We start from the raw sequence: 20,171 nt of genomic DNA on the forward strand, positions 1-20,171 counted from the left end.
CGCCACCTCGAACGGAAGGGATGGCGAAGGACCGGACAGCGGCAATCAGGATGATGCTGCTGGTCTCGCCGTTCGTACGCGAGGATGGCCGGCATGGCGACCTTCCTGCTCACTGGGAACCCTGATGGTCCGGGATGGCCCGACCCCGATCACGAAGCGGCCGTCGAGGCAGCCGCGGCAGGTCGGAGCGAACTCCAGCGCTGGAGTGTGGCTCTACGCCGATCTGGCATCACGATCGGGGACCGGGCCTTTCTCGTGCGTCAACGTCGCCAGAGAGGCATAGTCGCCAGCGGTCACTTCTCTCATGCGATCTACGAAGCTGAGCACTGGGACGGGTCCGGTCGCCGGACAACCTACGCCGACATCGAGTTCGACCAGGTGCTGGCGGTGGAGGACCGGCTTCCCGTCGAGGTGCTCAAGGGCAGGGTGCCCGCGGTCTCCTGGGACCGTCTTCAGGGCTCCGGGGTCGCCGTCGCCCAGCCCCATGATCAGGACCTGGAGGAATTGTGGCAGGCGCATGTCGGCGACACGCCCTATGCCAACCCCGAGGAGCTCACAGCAGAAACGTACGCCGAGGGCGACGTCACCCGCGTCATGGTCAACCGGTATGAGCGTGACCGGAACGCACGTGCTGCCTGCATCCGCCACCACGGCCTTACCTGCCTCGTCTGCGGCTTCAACTACCACGAGATGTACGGACCGTTGGGACGCGACTTCATTCACGTGCACCACGTGCGCGAGATATCAACGCTCGGACCGGGATACCGGGTGGATCCGAAACGCGACCTGGTGCCGCTGTGCGCCAACTGTCACGCGATGGTTCATCGGCGTCGGCCGGCTCTCACCCCGTCGCAACTGAAAGGTCGACTCCGCGGCTGACGTGACCCCGGATGCCCCTGCACGGGACAGCTCCCTGTCACGGCGTAACGCCTAGCGAGTGTTCGGACCGTTGATGATCGTACTTCCAGCCGGAGGTGGTCTCGTGGCGCAGCAGGAGGCGGGGCGTGGGGACGCGGCCCGGGAGCGGGTGCTGCACGCGGCTCTGCGGGCGATCGCCGCGCACGGCTATCGGGGGTCGACGCTGGCCGGGATCGCCGCCGGCGCGGCACTGACCAACGCCGGGCTGCTGCATCATTTCCCGAGCAAGGAGCATCTGCTGGTGGCGGTGCTGGCCGAGCGCGATCGCCTGGACACCGCGCATTTCCGGCTGGACGGCTGCCGGGGGCTGGCGGCTCTGGACCGGCTGGTGGAGCTGGTGCGGTACAACACGATGGTCCCGGGTCTGGTGCAGACGTTCACGGTGCTGGCCGGAGAGTCCGCCGGGTCGGATCATCCGGCCCGGGAGTGGTTCCGGGAGCGTTATCTGCGGCTGCGGGCGGACATCGCGACCGCTCTCCGCAACGGCATCACCGCCGGGGAGATCCGTGCCGATGTGGACTGTGACGCCCAGGCTGCCGGGATCCTGGCGATGATGGACGGCCTGCAGGTCCAGTGGCTGCTCGCCCCGGAGCGATTCGACATGGCCGCCGTCTTCGCCGATTACGTCGCCATGGTGCGCCGGGCAATCGGGTAACGGAAAGGTAACGGAACCTACCGATCGGTCTACTCAGAGGTAGACATATGTCTATCCCGTTTCCACAGTGTTTCGAGGAGGCGACAAGAGTGCCGATCAGTCGACGCGCCGTTCTGGCCGCAGGCGCGGGAACAGCCGCCGCCGTCACGATGCCCGCGGCCGCGGCGCGCGCCGGTGGTCGTACCGCGGCAAGCCTGAAGTTCGTCCTGAACGCCCGAACGCTGGACGGCGGCGAACAGGTCACGTCGATCACCCTGGACACCTCGCGCATCGGGCCGATCGAGCGGTCCAGCCTCACCGCCGGCACCTTCGCCGTACACGTCACGGCCACCAGCCCGGTCGCCGCCGCCAACGACCCCGGTTACGACCTGGACCGCACCGTCACCGCCGCCCGCATCGACCGCTCCGGCGACATCGTGCTCGACCTGGCGCACGCCGAGGGGATGCCCGGCGGCAACACGCTCGGTTACCTCAACAGCAAGTCCCGCAACGTCCGCCTCACCCTGGTCTACACGATCAAGCAGATCAAACCCTTGCTGGTGTACGGGCGACCCGTCACGTTCACCGATTTCCGTCAGGGTCGTCTGGTCAACCCCGAGGTCGACGCGTACAGCTACCACGAGTCACCGTCCGGGATGAAGTACCGCCTATTCGACCCTCGCCGCGGTGGCCGCCGCCCGCTGATCGTCTGGCTGCACGGCGGCGGTGAGGGCGCGTCGCTGCCGGACGGCTACTACGACAACGAGACGACGCTGCGCGCCAACCGTGGCGCGCTGGGTTTCTCCACCCCGGAGGCCCAGAAGATCTTCAACGGGGCGTACGTGGTGGCGCCGCAGAGTTTCTCCGCCTGGATGCAGGACGGCCCCCGTTTCGCCCCGCTGATCCAGGAGATCGTCACCGGTGTCGCCCGCCGGCACCACGTCGACACCGACCGGATCTACGTGGTGGGCTGCAGCAACGGCGGCTACATGACGATGAAGATGACCACGGTCTACCCGGACACGTACGCCGCCTCGGTCCCGGTCTGCGGCGTGGTCGCCGGGAGCCCGCCGCTGATCCCGGACGCCGAGTTGACCGCGATCACCACCCCGACGTGGCTGGTGACGTCCCGCGACGACGCGACCGTGGACCCGATCGCCAACACCGTGCACGCCCACGACCTGATCCCGCGGTCCCGGCTGACGCTCTACGACAACGTGATCTGGAACGGCCATCAGTTCGCCGGCCATTGGTCCTGGATCTACGTGGCCCGTAACGCCCCGTCCATCAACGGCACGCACCTTTGGCAGTGGATGTCCCGGCAACGTCGTTGATCAATTCCACATTGGTCACCGTACGTAATGTTCTTGCTCGGTTACGGCCTGCGATTGAGTGCTAGAAGTCACTTGAGCAGGGATTTTCCAGCAAGGTTTCGGTGTCGTAACCTACTCAGCGTGATCTTCTTCGACGACTCGGACGCCGTCGCCGTCCAGGATTCCCCGGTACTGGCCGCCCGCGCCGGTGCACTCACCATCGCCGGCCGCCTCGCCGCCGGAGCCGGAGCCGCAGCCCTGATGCTGGTCGCCGTGGCCGGTGCGATCGTGGCAACCGCGGCGGCGCTGATCTGACGGCCGACCCCGAAAACCGGGTGGCTCGAACGGATCAATCGCGGGCACGATGCATACTCAACGGGCAATCGATCGAAGTGACCCCGTCGACGAGGAACGAGGACTTGACCGTCTTCCTGTGTTCCCGGTGCGGCGTCGCGATCACCGCGGAGCTGGTGGAGCTCCGGGCGATCCCCGACGTCCACGAGTCCGAGCAGGATCGGGACGAGAAGACCCGCCGCGCTCCGTCCACGATCCCACCGGGGCACTTTGCGATCGACCCACAGCCCTGGGGCTTCCCCTACGTGCTGCAGGAGAACCAGGGCGACCCGGAACCGGCACAGTCCCGCGGCCCCCTGGTCTGCCATGAAGAGGGCTTCGTGATCTCCGCAGGCCCCCGGGACACCATCGTGGTGCACCCCGAGGACGCCGCCGGTCTCCAACCGTTACCCGACCACCGAAACAGCAGTGGCTGCTGCGGACCGGCAGGCAACCAGGGCCTCAACCTGGCGTGCCCCTGCGGAGCCCCGGTGGCGACACTCGCCGCCGACTGCTTCGGCCCCTACGAACTGCACCTCGACCCGGTCCGGACATTCGCCCTCGCTCCGTAGGGAAGCTCGCTAGAACCTCGCGGTCCCCGCCCCGGCGAACTCCCTGACCTCGGGCCGGGCAGCCGGGACACCGGGCCCCAAGGCCCAGGCCAGCGCGGTCTGCGACCGGCCCCACTCGACCAGGCGGGCGCCGTGCCGGGCCAGCAGCAACGTCAGGGTGGCGGTGACCGTCGCGCCGAGCAGGTAGCCGGTCAGCACGTCGTGCGGGTAGTGCACGCCGACGAAGACCCGGGAGAACGCCGCCACCGTCGCGATCGGCAGGGCGATCAGGCCCCAGCGCCACGACACCAGGAACGCGGCGATGAACAGCGCACCCGCGATCGTCGAGTGGTTGCTGGGGAACGACCAGTCGCCCACGGGCGGGCACTCGGCGGCCACGATCGGCAGGCCGACCGCCCGGCACGGACGCTCCTCGGTCAGGAACGTCTTGCTGACCTCACTGGTCAGGTACGCCAACACGCCGGCCGCCGGCGCCAGCACACTCAGCGCCATCGTGGTGGCGCTCGCGTGCCGGGCCCGCCACCACAGCCACACCACGATCCCCAGCAGAATGATGATCGAGAACTCGGTGAAGTGCTCCATGAACCACTGGACACTCTCCGGCGATCGATCGGCCATGCCGACGACGACGCGATAGAGATCGGTGGAGAACTCCGGCGGTTGCAGACCCATATGCGCGGATCTTAGTGATTGTTTACCTGAAAGACACCTGTGGGGTCCGTGGTGTTCAGATCGCGGCACCGTCCGGGCCACGTGGCCGCGATCACCCCGGCCGGCAACCGGAATCCGGGACAGTCGACTCAACCCCGGACGCGGTTCGAGGCGTTTCTCCGGCATGAAGTTGAGGGAGACGGTCGATGAGACCTGACGACGACGGTTTTCCGGAATTCGTACGACAGCAGTGGGGCCCGCTGCTCCGGTCCGCCTACCTGCTGACCGGCGACCGCAGCCACGCCGAGGACCTGGTGCAGGCGGCGCTGGAGAAGACCCACCGCAAGTGGCGCAAGGTCGCCGCGATGGACGCGCCCACCGCCTACGTCTACCGCGTGATGGTCAACACCGCGACCTCGTGGCGGCGCCGGCGCAGCTGGGGCGAGATCCCGCAGCTGCCGGCCGACACCGCGCGGGCCGACGACCCGTACGAGCAGATCGAACACCGCCAGCAGCTGTACGCGGCCCTGCGCAAGCTGCCACCGAAGATGCGGGCCGTGCTGGTTCTGCGCTACTTCCAGGACATGAGCGAGGCGGACACCGCCGACATCATGGGCTGTTCCGTCGGGTCGGTGAAGAGTCAGGCGTCCCGCGGCCTGCAACGCCTGCGTGACCACCTGGACACCACCGACCTCCGTTTCACCGCTGACAACCTGCTGGGGAGCCGACCGTGACCATCGAGACCGAACTGCGTGACGAGATGAACGACCGGGCGGCCGCGATCACCCTGCCCGACGACCCCTGGCTGGGATTCCACCACCGGGAGGTCCGCCACCGCCGGCACCGCCGGGCCCGGATCGGCGTCGCCGCGGCCGCCCTCGCCGGGATCGTCGGGGTGCAGTCGGGACTGCTGCCGGTGCCGGGCTGGGCACCGACGGTCGCCGTCGCCTCGGCCGACGACGCGCTGATCAACAGCCCGGTCCGGGGCTCCCTCGCGGCCGACACCGCGTGGCAGGAGGGGCTGCGGGCGGTGCCCGAGGACAAGCAGGATCCGACCGAACTGTGGCGGGTCGTCGACCGGGACACCGTCCGGGTCCTGTACGCCGGGGACGTCGGCGACCGGCGGGTGGCGCTGGCCTACGTGTCGTACCGGTTCGGCCTGCTCACCGACCCGCAGATCGTCTGGTTCGACGGACCGCGCGGCGCCACGCCCCAGCAGATGAGCGAACGCGGCAACCTCGACGCCGCGCGGCAGGGCGCGTCGCTGATCGACACCTCCGCGGACGGGCCCGGCATCGCGGTCGTGGTCGGCCCGCAGGGTTCCACCGCCACGATCGGCACCGGCACGCCGGTGACAGGTGTCCCCGGCAGCGGTCTGGCCGAGGCCGTTCTTGCGCCGCAGGCCGCCGAGCCGACGATCACCGGCACCCTGACCAGCGACGGCCGGACCGTGACCGTGCCGGGCACAACCGGCTGGACCACCACCGAGTAACGGATCCGGGCATCAGTCGAGAAGCAGGCCCGCCTTGTGGACGAGCAGGGCGGCCTGCACCCGGTTGTCGCAGCCGAGTTTCAGGAACGCCCGGCTGAGGTGGGTCTTCACAGTCGCCTCGCTGATCCGCAGCCGCTCGCTGATCGCCGGGTTCGACAGGCCCTGGGCGAGCAGCACCATCACCTCCCGTTCCCGGTCGCTGAGAGCGGCCAGCCGCTCGGCGGCCGGGTCGACCGCCGGGGCGGCGGGCGCGGGCAGCCGGTCGAGGACCTGCCGGGTGACCGCCGGGGTCAGGAACGCCTCGCCGGCCGCCACCGCCCGGACCGCCGGCGCCAGCTCGTCCACCGCCGAGTCCTTGAGCAGGAATCCGGCGGCCCCGGCGGCGAGGGTCTCGGACACGTAGGCCGCCTCCCCGAACGTGGTCAGGATGATCACCGCGACGCCGGGGGCGGTCCGCCGGATCTCCCGCAGGGCGGCCGGGCCGTCCATCACCGGCATCCGGATGTCGAGCAGCACCACGTCCGGCCGGTGCGCCAGGGTCAGAGCGACGGCCTCCCGTCCGTCGGCGGCCTCGGCGACCACCTCGATGTCCGGCAGCGGGGCGAGGACCAGCCCGATCCCGGTACGCACGAGCCGGTCGTCGTCGGCGATCAGCACCCGGATCGTCGCGCTCATGGCAGCACCTCACGGGCCGGGCTGGTAGAAGGACTCCTTGGCGGCGAGCACACCATCCGCGAAGCAGAACCGGTAGGACAGGTCACCCGCATGATCATCGCCCAGCCGGGCCACGAACGACGACTCGTAGGCCACGCAGGCCGCGCCGTCGACCGTGCTCGCGGTGCCGTTCCCCGGATCGGGCAGGGTGGCGCGGACCGACTCCTCCGGCTGCCCGACCGTCGCCGCGTCGTAGGTCTGCTCGTCGACGGTCAGCATCGTCTCGGCGAGGATCAGGCTGCCCGAGCACAACCCGACCATCGCGGTCACGCCGACACCCACGGCCACCAGCCAGATCCGGGAGCGCCGCGCCGTCCGGTCCATGTGCACGCTGAAGTCGCCGGCCGGCGCGGTCACCGGCACCACCTCAGCGACCTCCGAGCGGTAGGGCAGCGTCGCCGCGATCCGGAACCGGCCGTCCGGCATCCGGCCGTGATAGAGCACCCCACCGGCGAGCCGGACACGTTCGGCAAGACCGATCAGACCCTGGCCTGACGTACGCCCGGAGTACGGCACCCCCGGCGTGTTGACCACCTCGGCGATCACCGCGTCCGGCTCGTACCGCAGAATCACCTGGACCGCACCCCCGTGAGCGTGCCGCAGCGCGTTGGTGACACCTTCCTGGACGACCCGGTAGGCGGCGTGTTCGATCATCGGCGCCAGCGGCCGCTCCTCCCCCTCGCGCCGCAGTGTGACGTCGGCGTCCGCGGACCGTGCCCGGTCCAGCAGGTCGTCGAGGCGGCTGAGTGGCTGGGCGGCGCCCGGTTCGTCGCCGTCCTCCTGGCGCAGGATGCCGAGGATCTGCCGCAACTCGCTCATCGCGGCGGCCGACGTGGTCCGCAACAGTCCGACCGCCTCCGCGCGCTGTTTCTCGTCGGCCGTCGACAGGATTCCGGTGTAGAGCGAGATCAACGTGAGCTGGTGCCCGAGCGAATCGTGCAGGTCACGGGCGATCCGGGTGCGTTCCCGTTCGCGGGCCTGCCGGGCCACCGCCGCCTGCTGGCCGTAAAGCTGCAGGTTCCGGGTGTGCATCGCGTTCACCAGCGACCGGCGGCGGGCCACCGCCCGGGCGACGACGGCGGGCAGCACGGCGAACATCAGGTACAGGGCGCCCAGCAGGATCATCGAGCCCCCGTCGAAGTCCCCTTCGAACAGCAGCGCCCCGGCCACCGCCAGCAGCCCGATCACGAACGCCGCCACGGTGCGCCCGAGATGCGTCATCCGGTAGCCGGCCGCGACGCCCATCACCACCATGACCGCGATGCTCTGGCCCCCGGCCACGACACTCGCGCAGGCACCGGCCGCGAACGCTCCCGCCGGATAGACCAGCCGCAGCGGGACCAGGGCGGTGGTGATCACGGTGACGATCACCACGAGCACGGTGGCCACGGTGTCGGCGTCCAGGGCCGAGACCGCGACGATCGCGGCGACCAGCAGGGCCAGGCCGATCTCGTACGTCAGCCGGGCCGGGCCGGCACCGCGGGCCGCCGCCCACCATGTGATCATCCGACAAGACTTCCAGGTCCGTGTCCGCCGCGGTGTCTCAGGCCGGCGCCGGTGCCGGGGCAGCGGCAGGAGCAGGGACCTCGGAGACCACGACGGTCCGGCACACCAGGTCGGCGATCGTCTGCTTGCGGGCGGTGAACAGCGGCAGCAGATAGCCCAGGTTGAAGATCGCGCCGTCGAGCAGGTGCGCCCAGTCACGGCCGGCGGCGCGCAGCACTCCGACCGGCCGCCCGCTGTCCGCGCCGACCAGGTGCACGCCGAGGACCATCCGGCCCCAGCTCTGCCCGGTGCGCCCGGCCAGGAACCAGCGGTTGTAGACGAACACGACGGCCCCCAGCAGGATGAGGACGACGCCGACCAGCCCCGGCCGCTCGGTGGCCGCGCCGACCACGAGAGCCGGTGCGAGCACCAGTCCGTCGATGGTGTTGGCACCCACACGAACGAACCAACCCGCGTACTTCATCGATGTCCCCTTCGCTTCCGGCCGCCTCCGGCCGACTGCGTCAAGGTTCGCAACACGGGCCTGCCCGCCGCGTCGGTAGCAGGACTGATTCCCGCAGCCGCCGGTGTCATCCGATCGGTTGACACCGGCGGGCCCGGCTCTTACCGGGGTCTTACCGGGGTTCGCAGACGCACCGCGGGGCCCGGCGCGTCGCGCCGGGCCCCGCAGGGTCGAGAACCGCAGGTCAGCGGAGGCGGCGCAGCCAGGCCGCGGGCCCGGACGGGATCACCTGCCGGGCCGCGGCCGCGCGCCGCCGCTGCACGACGACAAGCGTGGCACCCAGGAGCGCCGCGGCGATCACCGCCGGCGGCACGGTCCGGCGCACGGCGGGGCGACGGCTCACGTCCGCCACACGGTCCCGCGTTCCGCTGAGCGCCTGCCTGACGCGTCTGCGGGGCGCCGGGGCGGTGTCGTCGACTTCGACGTCGAAGGGGGTCTGCTCGGTGTCGTCGGCCAGGTGCTCGCGGCCTACCGGATCACTGGTGTAGGTCATGCGTACCGCCCTCGGTTCACTGGTCTTCAGGTCTGCTGTGGCTGGTGTGCCCGGCGCTGAGCAGGTGAAACCGACGGTCAGATTCCCGTCAGTCCGGTCACGCCGCCGTCGGAGCGGTGCGGCGCGGTCACGAACGGTTCCCGGAGCCGCTGCATGGCCTCGTGGCTGCGATCGGCCACCGCCGGGACGTCCGAAGAGGAGACGGACGGAACCGACCGAAACAAAACCGTGATTTCCGACATTGGTTTCCTTTGGGTTGAAGAGGTCCTGGCTCTACCCGATCAGGAGCGGACTCAACCGCCGCTGTACGGGTTCTCCGCCAGCAGCCGCGCCAGGTGAGCGGCGTTGGCCGCCAGAGCAGTGGTCGCCTTCCCGGTGGTGTCCGGTTTCGGTCCGGCGTCCTGGTAGTCGAGCGACCCCATCGCCTCACCGACCCAGTAGGTGCCACCGGCCGCCGGAATGCTGAACCCCACGTCGTTGAGCGCCTGCAGCACTTCAGCGGTGACGTGATGCGCGCCGTCCTCGTTCCCGACCACGGCGACCGTGGCGACCTTGCCGTACATGCTGGGCCGCCCTTGATCGTCGGTTTCGGACAGCTCGGCGTCGAGGCGTTCCAGGACCAGCTTGCAGACGCTGGACGGCTGGCCCATCCAGATCGGGGTGGCGATCACCAGGATCTGCGCGGCGAGCACCTTCTCCCGGATCCGTGGCCACGCGTCACCGTCCCCCTCGTCGGTGGACACCCCGAACCGCACGTCGTGATCGACCACCCGCACGACCTCACCGTCCACGTCGTGATCGGCCAGGGCGGCGAGAACCTCCCGCCCGAGCAGCTCGGCACTCGACGGTGCCGGCGATTTCTTCAGCGAACAGCCGAGGACCAGGGCTTTCAACGTCGTCATGGTTCGTCCGGATGCCCCGGATCAGCCACCGGAAACACCGCCGACGGCATTTCCCCGGTGGTACGCAGCGGCGACAGCAGGGCCGGAACGAACGCGGCGGTCATCCCGGCCGCGCCGATCCACAGCACCGCGGGGGCGCCCAGCAGCCCGCCGAGCGCTCCGCCGAGCAGGCCCGCGAGCGGCATGCTGCCCCACTGGACGAAACGGACGGTGGCGTTCATCCGCCCGAGCAGCCGGTCCGGGGTGGCGGTCTGCTGCAGCCCGCCCTGGGCGATCAGCCGGATCACCCCGCCCAGCGAGACCAGCATCAACCCGGCCACCGCGAGCCACAGCGACCAGCCGGGCCGGGCCATCGGCATCAGCGCGGCGGCCGGGGCGGTGCACAGCGGCGCCAGCCAGACGATCGGGCCCGGGCCGATCCGGGCGATCACCCGCCGGGCGGTCAGCGCGCCGATCAGGTCACCGGCGGCCATCACCGACAGCGCCAGCCCGATGCCGGACGTCCCCAGGCCGGCATGCCGGGACAGGAAGATCAACAACATCGTCTGGTACGTCACCAGGAACAGGCTGAACATGCCGTCCGTGATCAGGATCGGCCGCAGCAGCGGGTGCCCGGCGACGAACCGCAGCCCCTCCCCCACCTCCCGCAGCAGGCGCCGCTCACCGGCGGTCTCCGCGACCGGCTCGGGTTTGCGGATGCGCCAGACGCCGAGCGCGGAGAGCAGCATGCCCACCGAGCTCGCGACCAGCGTCACCGGCGCGCCCAGCCACCCGGCCAGTGGCCCGGCCAGTCCGGGCCCGCCGACGCTGACCGCCGACCGTACCGCCGCGATCTTCGCATTGCCCTCGACCAGATGATCACGGCCGACCAGGACCGGCAGATAGCTCGTGTAGCCCACGTCGAACAGCACGGTCGCCAGCCCATGGGCCAGGGCCACCCCGAAGAGCAGCCAAATTGTCAGTACGTCCATCGCCCAGGCGACCGGGACCAGCAGCAGGAGCACCGCGCGCAGCAAATCCGCGGCGATCATGACCGGGCGTTTGCGCCACCTGTCGATCCACGCGCCGGCCGGCCCGGAAAGGACCGGCCGGCGGATTCGGGGTCAGTTGCCGGAGAAGGCTTCCACCCGGCACGCCATGTCGATCTCGTCCGCGTCGGGCGGCACGATCACGTTCGAGGACTCGTAGTTCCAGCCGCCCTCGGTCTCGACGATCGGCATGCCCTTGTCCTGCTGGCATTTCACGTACTCGTGGTGCTGCCGCTGGTATTCCGGGTTGAGGTCCGGGTCCATCTCACGCGGCAGGAAGGCCGGCTTCTTCGAGGCGCAGGCGGCGAACATCTCCGGTGTCGCCTGGGATTTGTCCACCACACCGTTGATCTTGGATTTCGGTGAGTCCGACACGTTCGCGCCCTGGTCCTTCATGCATTGCCAGTAGGCCAGGGCCCATTCCTCCAGTTCCTTCTGGGTGGTGTCCAGCCGGGCACGGGGCCCCTCGGAGGAGCCGGGGGCCGCGGCCGCCGCGGACGGTGGCTGGGAGATCGACGCCACCGGGGGCGCCTGGTCGGCGCCGGTGCTGCCGGTCGTACCGCACCCCGCGAGTGCGGTGAGCAGCGCGGTGACGACGAGGGTCCTGCGTACCATCGGTGATGGTCCTTTCTTCGGGGGTTTTCAGGCGGCCAGGGCCGCGGTCGGGGAGAGGGCGGCGGCACGCATCGCGGGATATCCGCCGACGAGCACGCCGATGGCCACGGCGCCGCCGAGGCCGGCCAGGATCGCGGCGGGCGGCAGGACCACCGGCCAGCCCTGGTAAGTGGCGTATCCCGCGGTGGCGGCGGCGCCACCCGCGGTTCCGGCGAGGCCGCCGAGCAGGCAGAGCGCGACGGACTCGGTGAGGAACTGGGTGCGGATCTGGCCGCGGTGTGCGCCCAGCGCCCGGCGCAGGCCGATCTCCGCGCGGCGTTCCAGCACCGAGATGACCATCGTGTTGGCGACGCCGACCCCGCCGACCAGCAGCGCCACGGCGGCCAGGCCGAGGAACAGCGCCGAGAAGGCCGAGGCGGTGGCCCGCTTGGCGGCGAGCACGTCGGAGGGCCGGGTGACCCGGACGGTGGACGGGTCGGCGGGGTTGACGGTGGCCGGCAGGACGGCGCGGACCTGTTCGACGGCGTCCTCGTGGGCGCGGACGTAGACGACCGTGGGGTGCCCGTCGAAATCCAGATGGGTGACCGTCGACTCCCAGCCGACGAGCGCCGACACGTCGAGTTCGGGCGCCAGGGCGACCGGGTCGATGATGCCGCCGACGGTGAACCACCGGTCGCCGGCCAGCACCTGCGGGGCGGGGGCACCGGGGGTCAGGTCGGGGATGCCGAGCCGGGTGGCGGTGACCGATCCGAGCACGATGACGGGCAGCCCGGCGGTGGTGGCGTCGAGGAGCCGGCCGCTGCGCACCTGCCCGCGTACCAGGTCGAGCAGCGCCGGTGTGCTCGCGAGCACGGCCAGACCGGCGCCGTCACCGTCACCGGTCTTGTCGGAGCGGCGCAGCGGGACGTGGGTGTTGGCGACCGCGGCGACCTGTTCGACCGGGCCGATCCGGGCGACCATCGCCGGGGCCTGCGAGGGCAGCACCGCGGAGTCACCGGAGCCGTCCGGTGCGCCGGAGGCCTGCAGCACGCCGGTGCCGAGCGCGGACAGCCTGCTCATCAGGTCTGCCTGGCTGGACGCGGGAATGCCGGTGACGACGACCATGGTGGCGATGCCGAGCGAGATTCCCAGCGCCGACAGGGCGGCGCGCGTCTTGCGGGTACGCAGTCCGATGAGTCCTACGGAGAGCACGTCGAACACGCTGAGCCGGATGTTCATGCGACCGCTCCGGCCGAGTCGGACCGGATCCGGCCGTCGCGCACCTCGACGCGGCGTGGCAGGCGGGCGGCGATGTCGCGGTCGTGGGTGATCACGGCGATGGTGGTGCCTTCCGCGTGCAGCCGTTCCAGCAGTTCCAGCACGGCGTGGCCGGTGGCCGTGTCCAGGGCGCCGGTCGGTTCGTCGGCCAGGACCAGGGCGGGTGAGTTGACCAGGGCCCGGGCGATGGCGACCCGCTGGCGTTCGCCGCCGGACAGCTCGTGGGGGCGGTGCCCGATCCGGTGCGCGAGGCCCACCCGGTCCAGGGCCCGCTCGGCGAGGGGCTTGCGGTGCCGGCGGCGTACGCCCGCGTACAGCAGCCCGGTCGCGACGTTCTCGGCCGCGGTGAGCCCGGCGGAGAGGTGGAACTGCTGGAAGACGAAGCCGAGGCGGCGGGCGCGCAGGGCGGACAGCTTCCGGTCGGAGAGGGTGGCGACGTCGACCCCGTCGACCTCGACCGTGCCGTGGGTGGGCCGGTCCAGGGTGCCCATGATGTTGAGCAGCGTCGACTTGCCGGAGCCGGACGGGCCGACGATGGCGAGCAGCTCGCCGCGCTCGATGCGCAGGGAGACCGTGTCCAGGGCGACGACCCCACCGGGATAGGTCTTGCCGGCCTCGTGGACGCGCAGGACCGGGGTCATGAGGTCGTCACGACCGTCGCGCCTTCGGCGAGCCCGTCGCCGCTGACCTCGACCAGGCCCTTGGCGATGATGCCGGTCCGGACGGCGACCAGGGCGCCTCCGGACAGCTGGACGGCGTACCCACCCTCGCGCAGGGCCAGCAGCGCACCGACCGGGACGACCAAGACGTCCTGGTGTCTCTCGGTCACGAAGTCGACCTGTACCTGTGCCGCGTCGAGGCGGGCGGCCTCGTTCCGGCCGGTCAGGGTGACGGTGATGGTGAGTGACGGGGTGCCGCCGTCGGGGCCCGCCGCCGTGCCGATCGCGGTGACCTTGCCGGTCTTCGCGTTTCCGCCCGGCACCGTGACGGTGACCGCGTCGCCGGTGCTGACGGTGCCCGCGTCACCCACCTCGGCTATCACTTCGATCACCTTCGCGGTGCCGGTGACCGTCATCAGCTCGTCGCCCGCGGTGTCGCCGGGTCGTGCGGTCACCGTCGCGACCCGGATCGGGCGGGGCTGGACGAGAACGTCGCCGCGGGCGATGGTGCCGGTCTCGGGCAGCTGCCGGTCGCGTTGCCAGGCCTTGATCGCCTTGATCAGGCCGTCGGTGACCACCGCTTCGCCGGCGTGCACGGTGACCGGCGGGCCCGGCGGCACGCTCGGTTCCGGCGCCACGGTCACGACGGTGCCCTTGGCGGGCTGCGAGCCGACCCGGTATCCGAGGGCCTCGAGGTTGTCGGCCACGATCCGGACGTCCCGGCCGACCAGGTTGGCCCGGTCGAGGCTGCGGAACAGCGGCACCTTGCCGTAGAACACCGGGACCGGCCGGTCGTCGATCCGGTACGCCTGCTCACCGCGCTTGACGGTGGTTCCCACGGCGGGCAGCCAGGTGACCACCCCTTCGCCGGGCGCGGTCACCGGCCAGGCCGGACCGTAACCGACGGTTCCGGTGAGAGGCCGGCCGGTGGCGATGTCCTGGCGGACCACCTCGGCGGTGGACAACGTGGCGGTGCTCGCGCTCGGCCGGGACTGCGGACTCCCGCCGGCCCGCTGCAGCGAGAGAAACCCGGCACCGGCCGCGGCCACCGTCAGCGCGGCCGCCGCGAACGCCCATGGGCCTTTCCTGAATGGCATGGCCGCAGAGTCTCGGCAGCGATTGTGGAGTTCCTGTCGGGAATCCGGAACCGATTCCGGCCGCGACCTATAGTCGGCCGGTGTGCGCCGCCATCCTCCTCGCCGAGGACGACCCCAGACAGGCCGAGATCCTGCAGCGATATCTCACCGGAGCGGGCCATCGGGTCACCGTGGCCGGCGACGGGCAGAGTGCCCTCACGCTGGCCCGGGCCGGTCGCCCCGACCTGATCGTGCTCGACGTGATGATGCCGACCGTCGACGGCCTCACCGTCTGTGGTGTGCTGCGCGCCGAGTCACCGGTCATGATCCTCATGCTCACCGCCCGGGACAGCGAGGACGATCTGCTGCGTGGCCTGGACCGGGGCGCCGACGACTACCTCACCAAGCCGTACAGTCCCCGCGAACTGCTGGCCCGGGTCCGTACCCTGCTGCGCCGGGTGGAACACACCGGATCCGCCCGCACCGAGGTGCTGCGGATCGGACGGCTGTCCGTGGACCCGCACCGGCACACGGTCGCCGTCGGTGATCGGCCGGTCGACTGCACACCGGCCGAGTTCGCCATCCTGGCCGCCATGGCCGCCCAGCCCGGCCGGGTCTTCACCCGCCGCCAGCTCCTGGAACAGACCCGCGCCGTCGATCGTGACTCCACCGATCGGGCGGTCGACTCGCACGTGCTCCATCTGCGCCGCAAGATCGAGACGGATCCCCGGCGCCCGGAGCACCTGCAGACGGTCTACGGCGTCGGATACAAGCTGCGCGATGCCGGCGACTGAGGTCCCGCTGCACCGCAGCCTGCTGGTCCGGCTGCTCGCAGCGTCCCTGACGATCGCCGTCACCGCCATCATCGCCACCGCCTGGCTGACCTTCCGCAGCACCACGCAAGTGATCCGTCAGCAGCAGGGCCAGTCCCTCGCCGACTACAGCCAGGTGTACGACACCCTGATCGGGTACGCCGCGGCACACACCGACTGGACCGGGGCCGGACCGGTGGTCGCCGAACTGGCCCGGCAGACGAACCGGCGGATCACCCTGACCACCACCGACCGCACCCTGCTCGCAGACTCCGCCCCCGGCCCTTCGCTGCGCGACGCCGCACCGTCGGCGACCGTCGATCCGCTACGGCTGGAGGCGGATCTCAGCGGGCGGCCGCAGAACAGCATCGACCCCCGGGCGATCGGGCCGTACCGGGTGACCGGCAAGGACGCCAACAGCAGGCAGAGCGCCGCACAGGCAGCTGTCGCGTGCCTGAGCGGGCTGGGCGTGCCCGCGCGGGTGGTCACCCAGCCGAACGGGCGGCCGGTGGTCCGGGCCGACGAGGTCGACCTGGCCGATTTCACCGGCTACTGCCCCACCCTGAGCTGGCTCGCAACGGCCACCTGGGCCGAGCAGAGACAGCTCGACGACCTGATCGAGCGCACCAACACCTGCCTCGGCACGAAGCTCGTCACCGGCATCGCGGCCGGCACGTTCACCCCCACCCCGGCCCTGCCGTCGGACACCTGCCTGATCGAGGGCCGGCGTGCCCAACTGCGGAACCACGTCGCCCCACCCGCCCTGGTGTTCGTCACCGCCCCGCACACCGATCCCGGCGGAACGGCCATCGACCTGTCCCGGCCCAACCTGGTCCGGATCTTCGGGGTCACCGGCCTCGTCCTCGCCCTCGCGATCGTGGTCACCGTCCTGGCCGGCAGCCGGCTCGTCCGCCCGCTGCGCGCCCTGGCCGCCGCCGCACACCGGCCCACGGCGACACGGTTCACCGCCGGGACACGGGATGAGATCGGCTACCTCGCCGACGCGCTCAACGACCTCACCGAACGGCGCGAGGAGGGGGAACGACAGCGGCGGGAGCTGGTCGGCGACGTCGCCCACGAACTACGGTCCCCGCTGACCAACATCTGCAGCTGGCTGGAGGGCGCACAGGACGGCGTGGTTCCCCTCGACCCGCGGCTGCTCGACCTGCTGCTCGACGAGGCCGTGCTCCTGCAGCACATCATCGACGACCTGCGCGATCTCGCCGCCGCCGACGCCGGGACGCTTCGCCTGCACCGCGAACCCGCCGACGTCGAGGACCTGACCGCGCAGGTCGTCGAGGCCCACGACGGCGCGGCCCGAACCGCCGGTGTCCGGCTGGAACTCGTCCACGCCGGCGCCCCACAGGCGTTCGTGGACCCGCAGCGGCTGCGTCAGATGATCGGCAACCTGGTCGCGAACGCGATCCGCCACACCCCCGCCGGCGGATCCGTCACCGTACGGCCGGCGCTCCACGGCGACCGGTTGACGATCACGGTCACCGACACCGGAGTCGGCATCAGCCCATCCGACCTGCCCCGGGTCTTCGACCGGTTCTGGCGCGCCGACACCTCCCGCAGCCGCGCCACCGGCGGCAGCGGGCTGGGCCTGTCCATCGTGCGAAAACTCGCCGAGGCCCACGGCGGAACGGTCACCGCGGCGAGCACCCTCGACGCCGGGAGCACTTTCACGATCCGTCTGCCGGCGCAGGAGGGTCAACTCCCGGCGGCGTGACCGCGGGCCTTGCGGGCCGCTTCCACCTCGGCGATCTCGGCGCGGGTCCAGGAGTCCTCGTACACCATCGTGCCGTTGACGCTCGTCTGATGCCGGAAGGCGATGATCCGGAACTCGACCTCCCCGGCCGGCGGCGGCTGGCCCGGTGCGCCGCCGAAGTCGAGCCGCCACCGGGCCCGGTCGCCGACCTGCATCGCCGCCGGGACGATGTCGTTCAGGGTGTGGACGGCGGACCGCTGGTGGCCGCCGGGTTTGACGCCGTTCTGACCGTCGGCGAACGTGACCCCGTTGCTGATCAGCTGTCCACTGTCGATCGCCATGGAGGCGGATCCTATCGGTCCGCGTCCAGCCGCCCGGTGGCCCGCTGCTCGATGAGCACCCCGACGCCGTCGAGGACCCGGGTCAGGCCGAACTCGAACATCCGGTCCAGGTCGAAGGCGGCGCCGAGCACCTCGGTGGAGCGGGCCAGCAGCGGGAACGAGCCGGTAGCGAACATGTCCTGCACGGCCCGCTGCTGGGTGTGCAGCCACTCCTGATCGGTGATGCCGCTCTCCTGCCGGGCCTCGGCCTCCATCTCCAGGTTGATCGCGAACCCGCGGACGTAGCTGGTGGTGATGAGGTGGACGTGCAGCATGGTGACCGGGTCCAGGCCGATGCCGTCGATCGTCTGCAGGGCCCACTCGGTGTGCGCCATCGCGTGCGGGGCGGGCCGGGGCCGGGTCAGCGGCGTCACCTGGACCAGCCAGGGATGCCGGCGGTAGATGACCCACTGCAGCCGGCAGATGTCGCGCAGCGCGGTACGCCAGTCCGCCGGCCGGTGCGGGGGCGGTGGGGTCTGCGCGAACGCCGCCTCGGACATGAGCAGCACCAGCTGTTCCTTGTTGGCGACGTACCCGTACAGGGTCATCGGGGCCACCCCGAGCTCGGAGGCGACGCGGCGCAGCGACAGCGCGGCCATGCCCTCCCGGTCGGCGATGTCCACGGCGCAGGCGACCACCCGTGCGGTGGAGAGGTCCGGACCGGACTCCCGCTGGACCGGGGCGGCCGGAGCACGCCGGGGCCTCGGGGCGACCACGGTGCCGATGCCGGGGACGACGTGCACCAGCCCGTCCTGGCGGAGCTTCGCCAGCGCCTTGGTGGCGGTGGCCATGGCGACACCGAACTCCTGCATCAGTTGCCGGGTGGACGGCACCCGGTCACCCGGTCGCAGCGATTCGGCGGTGATCCGTTCGGCGAGGGCCTCGGCGATCCGCAGATAGGGGGCCATGGTAGCTCCGGTGTGCTGGTCGGGGTGTTCCGACGCACACCCTAGTGCACTAGGGCACCCTGATGCACGAATGCCAGAATCAGCGCCGCGCTTTGTCGTCCCGATCATTGTTCGTACGGTGTACGAGAACCCATTGATCGCAGAAACGGAGCACGGCGAGTGACAACGCACAACCCGAGGGGACAGGCCGGCCGCCGCGAGTGGTTCGGCTTCGTCGCACTCCTCATCCCTCTGTTGCTGGTCTCGATGGACGTGTCCATCCTGTATTTCGCGGTGCCGTTCGTCGCTCGGGATCTCGCGCCGTCCAGCACCGAGCAGCTGTGGATCCTCGACATCTACGGCTTCGTGCTCGCCGGTCTGCTGATCACCATGGGCGGCGTGGGCGACCGCATCGGCCGTCGCCGGCTGCTGCTGGCGGGCGCGGTCGCGTTCAGCGCGGCGTCGCTGCTGGCCGCCTACGCGTCGAGCCCGGAGACGCTGATCCTGGCGCGGGCCCTGCTCGGTATCGGCGGCGCCACCCTGATGCCGTCGACGCTCGGCCTGATCCGCAACCTCTTCCCCGACGAGACGCAGCGCAACAAGGCGGTCGCCATCTGGACGGCCGCTCTCTCCGGCGGGGTGGCGCTCGGCCCGCTGCTCTGCGGCCTGCTGCTGGAGCGGTTCTGGTGGGGTTCGGTCTTCCTGGTCAACGTGCCGTTCATGGTGCTGCTGCTGATCGCCGCCCCGCTGCTGCTGCCGGAGTTCAAGAACCCGGCCGCGGTACGTTTCGACCTGCTCAGCGCCCTGCTCTCGCTGGCCGCGATCCTCCCGGTCGTCTACGGCGTCAAGCAGCTCGCCGCGGACGGCCCGGAGACCACTACGTTGTCGTACGTCGGCGTGGGTGTCCTGATGGGTGTGCTCTTCGTGTGGCGGCAGATCGCCAGGCCGGGTTCGCTCATCGACATCGACCTGTTCCGGCGGGCCGCGTTCAGCGGTTCCATCCTGGTGAACCTGTTCGCGATGCTGGCGATCGTCGGTTTCGCCGTCTACCTGACGCAGTACCTGCAGCTGGCTCTGGGCATGGACACCCTGGAGGCCGCCCTGTGGAGTCTGGTGCCCACCCTGGTCACCGGTGGTCTCGCTCCCGCGGCCGTGGCCATCGGACAGAAGGTCAACCGGGCGTACGTGATGGCCGGCGGTTTCCTGCTGGCCGCCGCCGGTTTCACCGTCCTGTCCCAGGTGCAGACCGGCACGGCGCTGTGGTTCGTGCTGTTCGGTGGCGCGCTCTACGCCGGCGGCCTGGTCGCGGTGATCTCCCTGGTCACCGGCATGGTGCTGGCGGTGGCCCCACCGGAACGGGCCGGTTCGGCCTCCGCGCTGCTGGAGTCCGGCACCGAACTCGGCGGCGCCCTCGGCATCGCGATCCTGGGCAGCGTCGGCACCGCCGTCTACCGCGGCGAACTCGCATCGGGCCTGCCCGCCGCCCTGCCGGAGACCGCCGCCGACCAGGTCCGCGAGTCACTGGCCAACGCCACGGCGGTAGCCACCCAGATCCCGCAGGCCGCCGGCGACGTACTCACCGCGGCCCGGTCCGCGTTCCTCGCCGGCTTCGACGTGGCCGCCACCACGGCGGCGGCCATCATGCTCACCGGCGCGGTGGTGGCGGTCGTGGCGCTGCGCAAGGCGGCCTGACTCCCGCCGGAGACTGCCGTGCGG

General features: G+C 71.0%; 23 protein-coding genes. 10 read left to right on the forward strand and 13 right to left on the reverse strand.

What is annotated here, in order from left to right; all coding sequences use genetic code 11:
• Positions 1 to 93: 93 nt before the first annotated feature.
• The 5 genes from Aco03nite_RS26460 to Aco03nite_RS26480 all read left to right on the forward strand — a co-directional run bounded on the left by Aco03nite_RS26460 (position 94) and on the right by Aco03nite_RS26480 (position 3,770).
• Positions 94 to 879 (forward strand): HNH endonuclease, encoded by a 786-nt coding sequence (locus Aco03nite_RS26460; protein ID WP_203798964.1) that lies wholly within the window; start codon positions 94 to 96, stop codon positions 877 to 879.
• A gap of 103 nt (positions 880 to 982) precedes the next feature.
• Positions 983 to 1,573, forward strand: a complete 591-nt coding sequence (locus Aco03nite_RS54170) for a TetR/AcrR family transcriptional regulator (RefSeq protein ID WP_203798967.1) — start codon at positions 983 to 985, stop codon at positions 1,571 to 1,573.
• An 89-nt stretch (positions 1,574 to 1,662) separates the two neighbouring features.
• Positions 1,663 to 2,886: a prolyl oligopeptidase family serine peptidase gene (locus tag Aco03nite_RS54175; protein ID WP_275415904.1), complete on the forward strand. Its 1,224-nt coding sequence runs from the start codon at positions 1,663 to 1,665 to the stop codon at positions 2,884 to 2,886.
• Positions 2,887 to 3,006: 120 nt separating this feature from the next.
• Positions 3,007 to 3,180, forward strand: a complete 174-nt coding sequence (locus Aco03nite_RS26475; RefSeq protein ID WP_203798970.1) for a hypothetical protein — start codon at positions 3,007 to 3,009, stop codon at positions 3,178 to 3,180.
• 104 nt (positions 3,181 to 3,284) lie between these two features.
• On the forward strand, positions 3,285 to 3,770 hold the full coding sequence (locus Aco03nite_RS26480; RefSeq protein ID WP_203798972.1) for a hypothetical protein: 486 nt from the start codon (positions 3,285 to 3,287) through the stop codon (positions 3,768 to 3,770).
• A 9-nt stretch (positions 3,771 to 3,779) separates the two neighbouring features.
• On the opposite strand, the gene Aco03nite_RS26485 is transcribed toward Aco03nite_RS26480, so the two are convergent.
• Entirely contained in the window at positions 3,780 to 4,442 is a 663-nt protein-coding gene (locus tag Aco03nite_RS26485) for a phosphatase PAP2 family protein (protein ID WP_203798974.1), read from the reverse strand.
• A gap of 185 nt (positions 4,443 to 4,627) precedes the next feature.
• Here Aco03nite_RS26485 and Aco03nite_RS26490 point away from each other — a divergent pair, with 185 nt between their 5' ends.
• Both Aco03nite_RS26490 and Aco03nite_RS26495 read left to right on the forward strand, forming a co-directional pair.
• Complete coding sequence (locus Aco03nite_RS26490) at positions 4,628 to 5,155, forward strand: SigE family RNA polymerase sigma factor (protein WP_203798976.1); 528 nt, start codon at positions 4,628 to 4,630, stop codon at positions 5,153 to 5,155.
• On the forward strand, positions 5,152 to 5,913 hold the full coding sequence (locus Aco03nite_RS26495) for a hypothetical protein (RefSeq protein WP_203798978.1): 762 nt from the start codon (positions 5,152 to 5,154) through the stop codon (positions 5,911 to 5,913). Before Aco03nite_RS26490 ends, Aco03nite_RS26495 begins: the two co-directional genes overlap by 4 nt.
• Positions 5,914 to 5,925: 12 nt before the next feature.
• Here Aco03nite_RS26495 and Aco03nite_RS26500 read toward each other — a convergent pair whose 3' ends face one another.
• The 10 genes from Aco03nite_RS26500 to Aco03nite_RS26545 form a co-directional block, all read right to left on the reverse strand.
• Positions 5,926 to 6,588: a response regulator transcription factor gene (locus Aco03nite_RS26500; protein WP_203798980.1), complete on the reverse strand. Its 663-nt coding sequence runs from the start codon at positions 6,586 to 6,588 to the stop codon at positions 5,926 to 5,928.
• Positions 6,589 to 6,597: 9 nt separating this feature from the next.
• Positions 6,598 to 8,133, reverse strand: a complete 1,536-nt coding sequence (locus tag Aco03nite_RS26505) for a sensor histidine kinase (RefSeq protein ID WP_203798982.1) — start codon at positions 8,131 to 8,133, stop codon at positions 6,598 to 6,600.
• Positions 8,134 to 8,170: 37 nt separating this feature from the next.
• Positions 8,171 to 8,596, reverse strand: coding sequence for an RDD family protein (locus tag Aco03nite_RS26510; protein WP_203798984.1), 426 nt, complete (start codon positions 8,594 to 8,596; stop codon positions 8,171 to 8,173).
• Positions 8,597 to 8,819: 223 nt separating this feature from the next.
• Positions 8,820 to 9,128 (reverse strand): hypothetical protein, encoded by a 309-nt coding sequence (locus tag Aco03nite_RS26515; RefSeq protein ID WP_203798985.1) that lies wholly within the window; start codon positions 9,126 to 9,128, stop codon positions 8,820 to 8,822.
• A gap of 293 nt (positions 9,129 to 9,421) precedes the next feature.
• A complete protein-coding gene (locus tag Aco03nite_RS26520; protein ID WP_203798986.1) occupies positions 9,422 to 10,030 on the reverse strand; it encodes a flavodoxin family protein in 609 nt (202 codons plus the stop codon).
• Positions 10,027 to 11,127 carry an MFS transporter gene (locus tag Aco03nite_RS26525; protein ID WP_203799306.1) on the reverse strand — a complete coding sequence of 367 codons (1,101 nt, stop codon included), beginning with the start codon at positions 11,125 to 11,127 and terminating at the stop codon, positions 10,027 to 10,029. Before Aco03nite_RS26525 ends, Aco03nite_RS26520 begins: the two co-directional genes overlap by 4 nt.
• 6 nt (positions 11,128 to 11,133) lie before the next feature.
• A complete protein-coding gene (locus Aco03nite_RS26530; protein WP_203798987.1) occupies positions 11,134 to 11,673 on the reverse strand; it encodes a hypothetical protein in 540 nt (179 codons plus the stop codon).
• A gap of 27 nt (positions 11,674 to 11,700) precedes the next feature.
• The gene (locus Aco03nite_RS26535; protein WP_203798988.1) at positions 11,701 to 12,891 is read right to left on the reverse strand and encodes an ABC transporter permease; all 1,191 of its coding nucleotides are present in this window, start codon (positions 12,889 to 12,891) and stop codon (positions 11,701 to 11,703) included.
• Complete coding sequence (locus tag Aco03nite_RS26540) at positions 12,888 to 13,571, reverse strand: ABC transporter ATP-binding protein (RefSeq protein ID WP_203798989.1); 684 nt, start codon at positions 13,569 to 13,571, stop codon at positions 12,888 to 12,890. The genes Aco03nite_RS26535 and Aco03nite_RS26540 overlap by 4 nt, the downstream gene beginning before the upstream one ends.
• Positions 13,568 to 14,686 (reverse strand): efflux RND transporter periplasmic adaptor subunit, encoded by a 1,119-nt coding sequence (locus Aco03nite_RS26545; protein ID WP_203798990.1) that lies wholly within the window; start codon positions 14,684 to 14,686, stop codon positions 13,568 to 13,570. Before Aco03nite_RS26545 ends, Aco03nite_RS26540 begins: the two co-directional genes overlap by 4 nt.
• A gap of 80 nt (positions 14,687 to 14,766) precedes the next feature.
• On the opposite strand from Aco03nite_RS26545, the gene Aco03nite_RS26550 reads away from it, so the two are divergent.
• Together Aco03nite_RS26550 and Aco03nite_RS26555 are read left to right on the forward strand one after the other, a co-directional pair.
• Positions 14,767 to 15,459 carry a response regulator gene (locus tag Aco03nite_RS26550; RefSeq protein WP_239145444.1) on the forward strand — a complete coding sequence of 231 codons (693 nt, stop codon included), beginning with the start codon at positions 14,767 to 14,769 and terminating at the stop codon, positions 15,457 to 15,459.
• Complete coding sequence (locus Aco03nite_RS26555) at positions 15,446 to 17,209, forward strand: sensor histidine kinase (RefSeq protein ID WP_203798994.1); 1,764 nt, start codon at positions 15,446 to 15,448, stop codon at positions 17,207 to 17,209. Before Aco03nite_RS26550 ends, Aco03nite_RS26555 begins: the two co-directional genes overlap by 14 nt.
• Here the strand turns inward: Aco03nite_RS26555 and Aco03nite_RS26560 are convergent.
• Positions 17,191 to 17,529 (reverse strand): hypothetical protein, encoded by a 339-nt coding sequence (locus Aco03nite_RS26560; RefSeq protein ID WP_203798997.1) that lies wholly within the window; start codon positions 17,527 to 17,529, stop codon positions 17,191 to 17,193. The genes Aco03nite_RS26555 and Aco03nite_RS26560 overlap by 19 nt on opposite strands.
• Before the next feature lie 11 nt (positions 17,530 to 17,540).
• The gene (locus Aco03nite_RS26565; RefSeq protein ID WP_203798999.1) at positions 17,541 to 18,476 is read right to left on the reverse strand and encodes a TetR/AcrR family transcriptional regulator C-terminal domain-containing protein; all 936 of its coding nucleotides are present in this window, start codon (positions 18,474 to 18,476) and stop codon (positions 17,541 to 17,543) included.
• A 159-nt stretch (positions 18,477 to 18,635) separates the two neighbouring features.
• On the opposite strand from Aco03nite_RS26565, the gene Aco03nite_RS26570 reads away from it, so the two are divergent.
• A complete protein-coding gene (locus Aco03nite_RS26570) occupies positions 18,636 to 20,147 on the forward strand; it encodes an MFS transporter (protein ID WP_203799002.1) in 1,512 nt (503 codons plus the stop codon).
• Positions 20,148 to 20,171: the final 24 nt, after the last annotated feature.

This window comes from Actinoplanes couchii (genome assembly GCF_016862075.1).
In the GTDB taxonomy this organism is placed as follows: domain Bacteria; phylum Actinomycetota; class Actinomycetes; order Mycobacteriales; family Micromonosporaceae; genus Actinoplanes; species Actinoplanes couchii.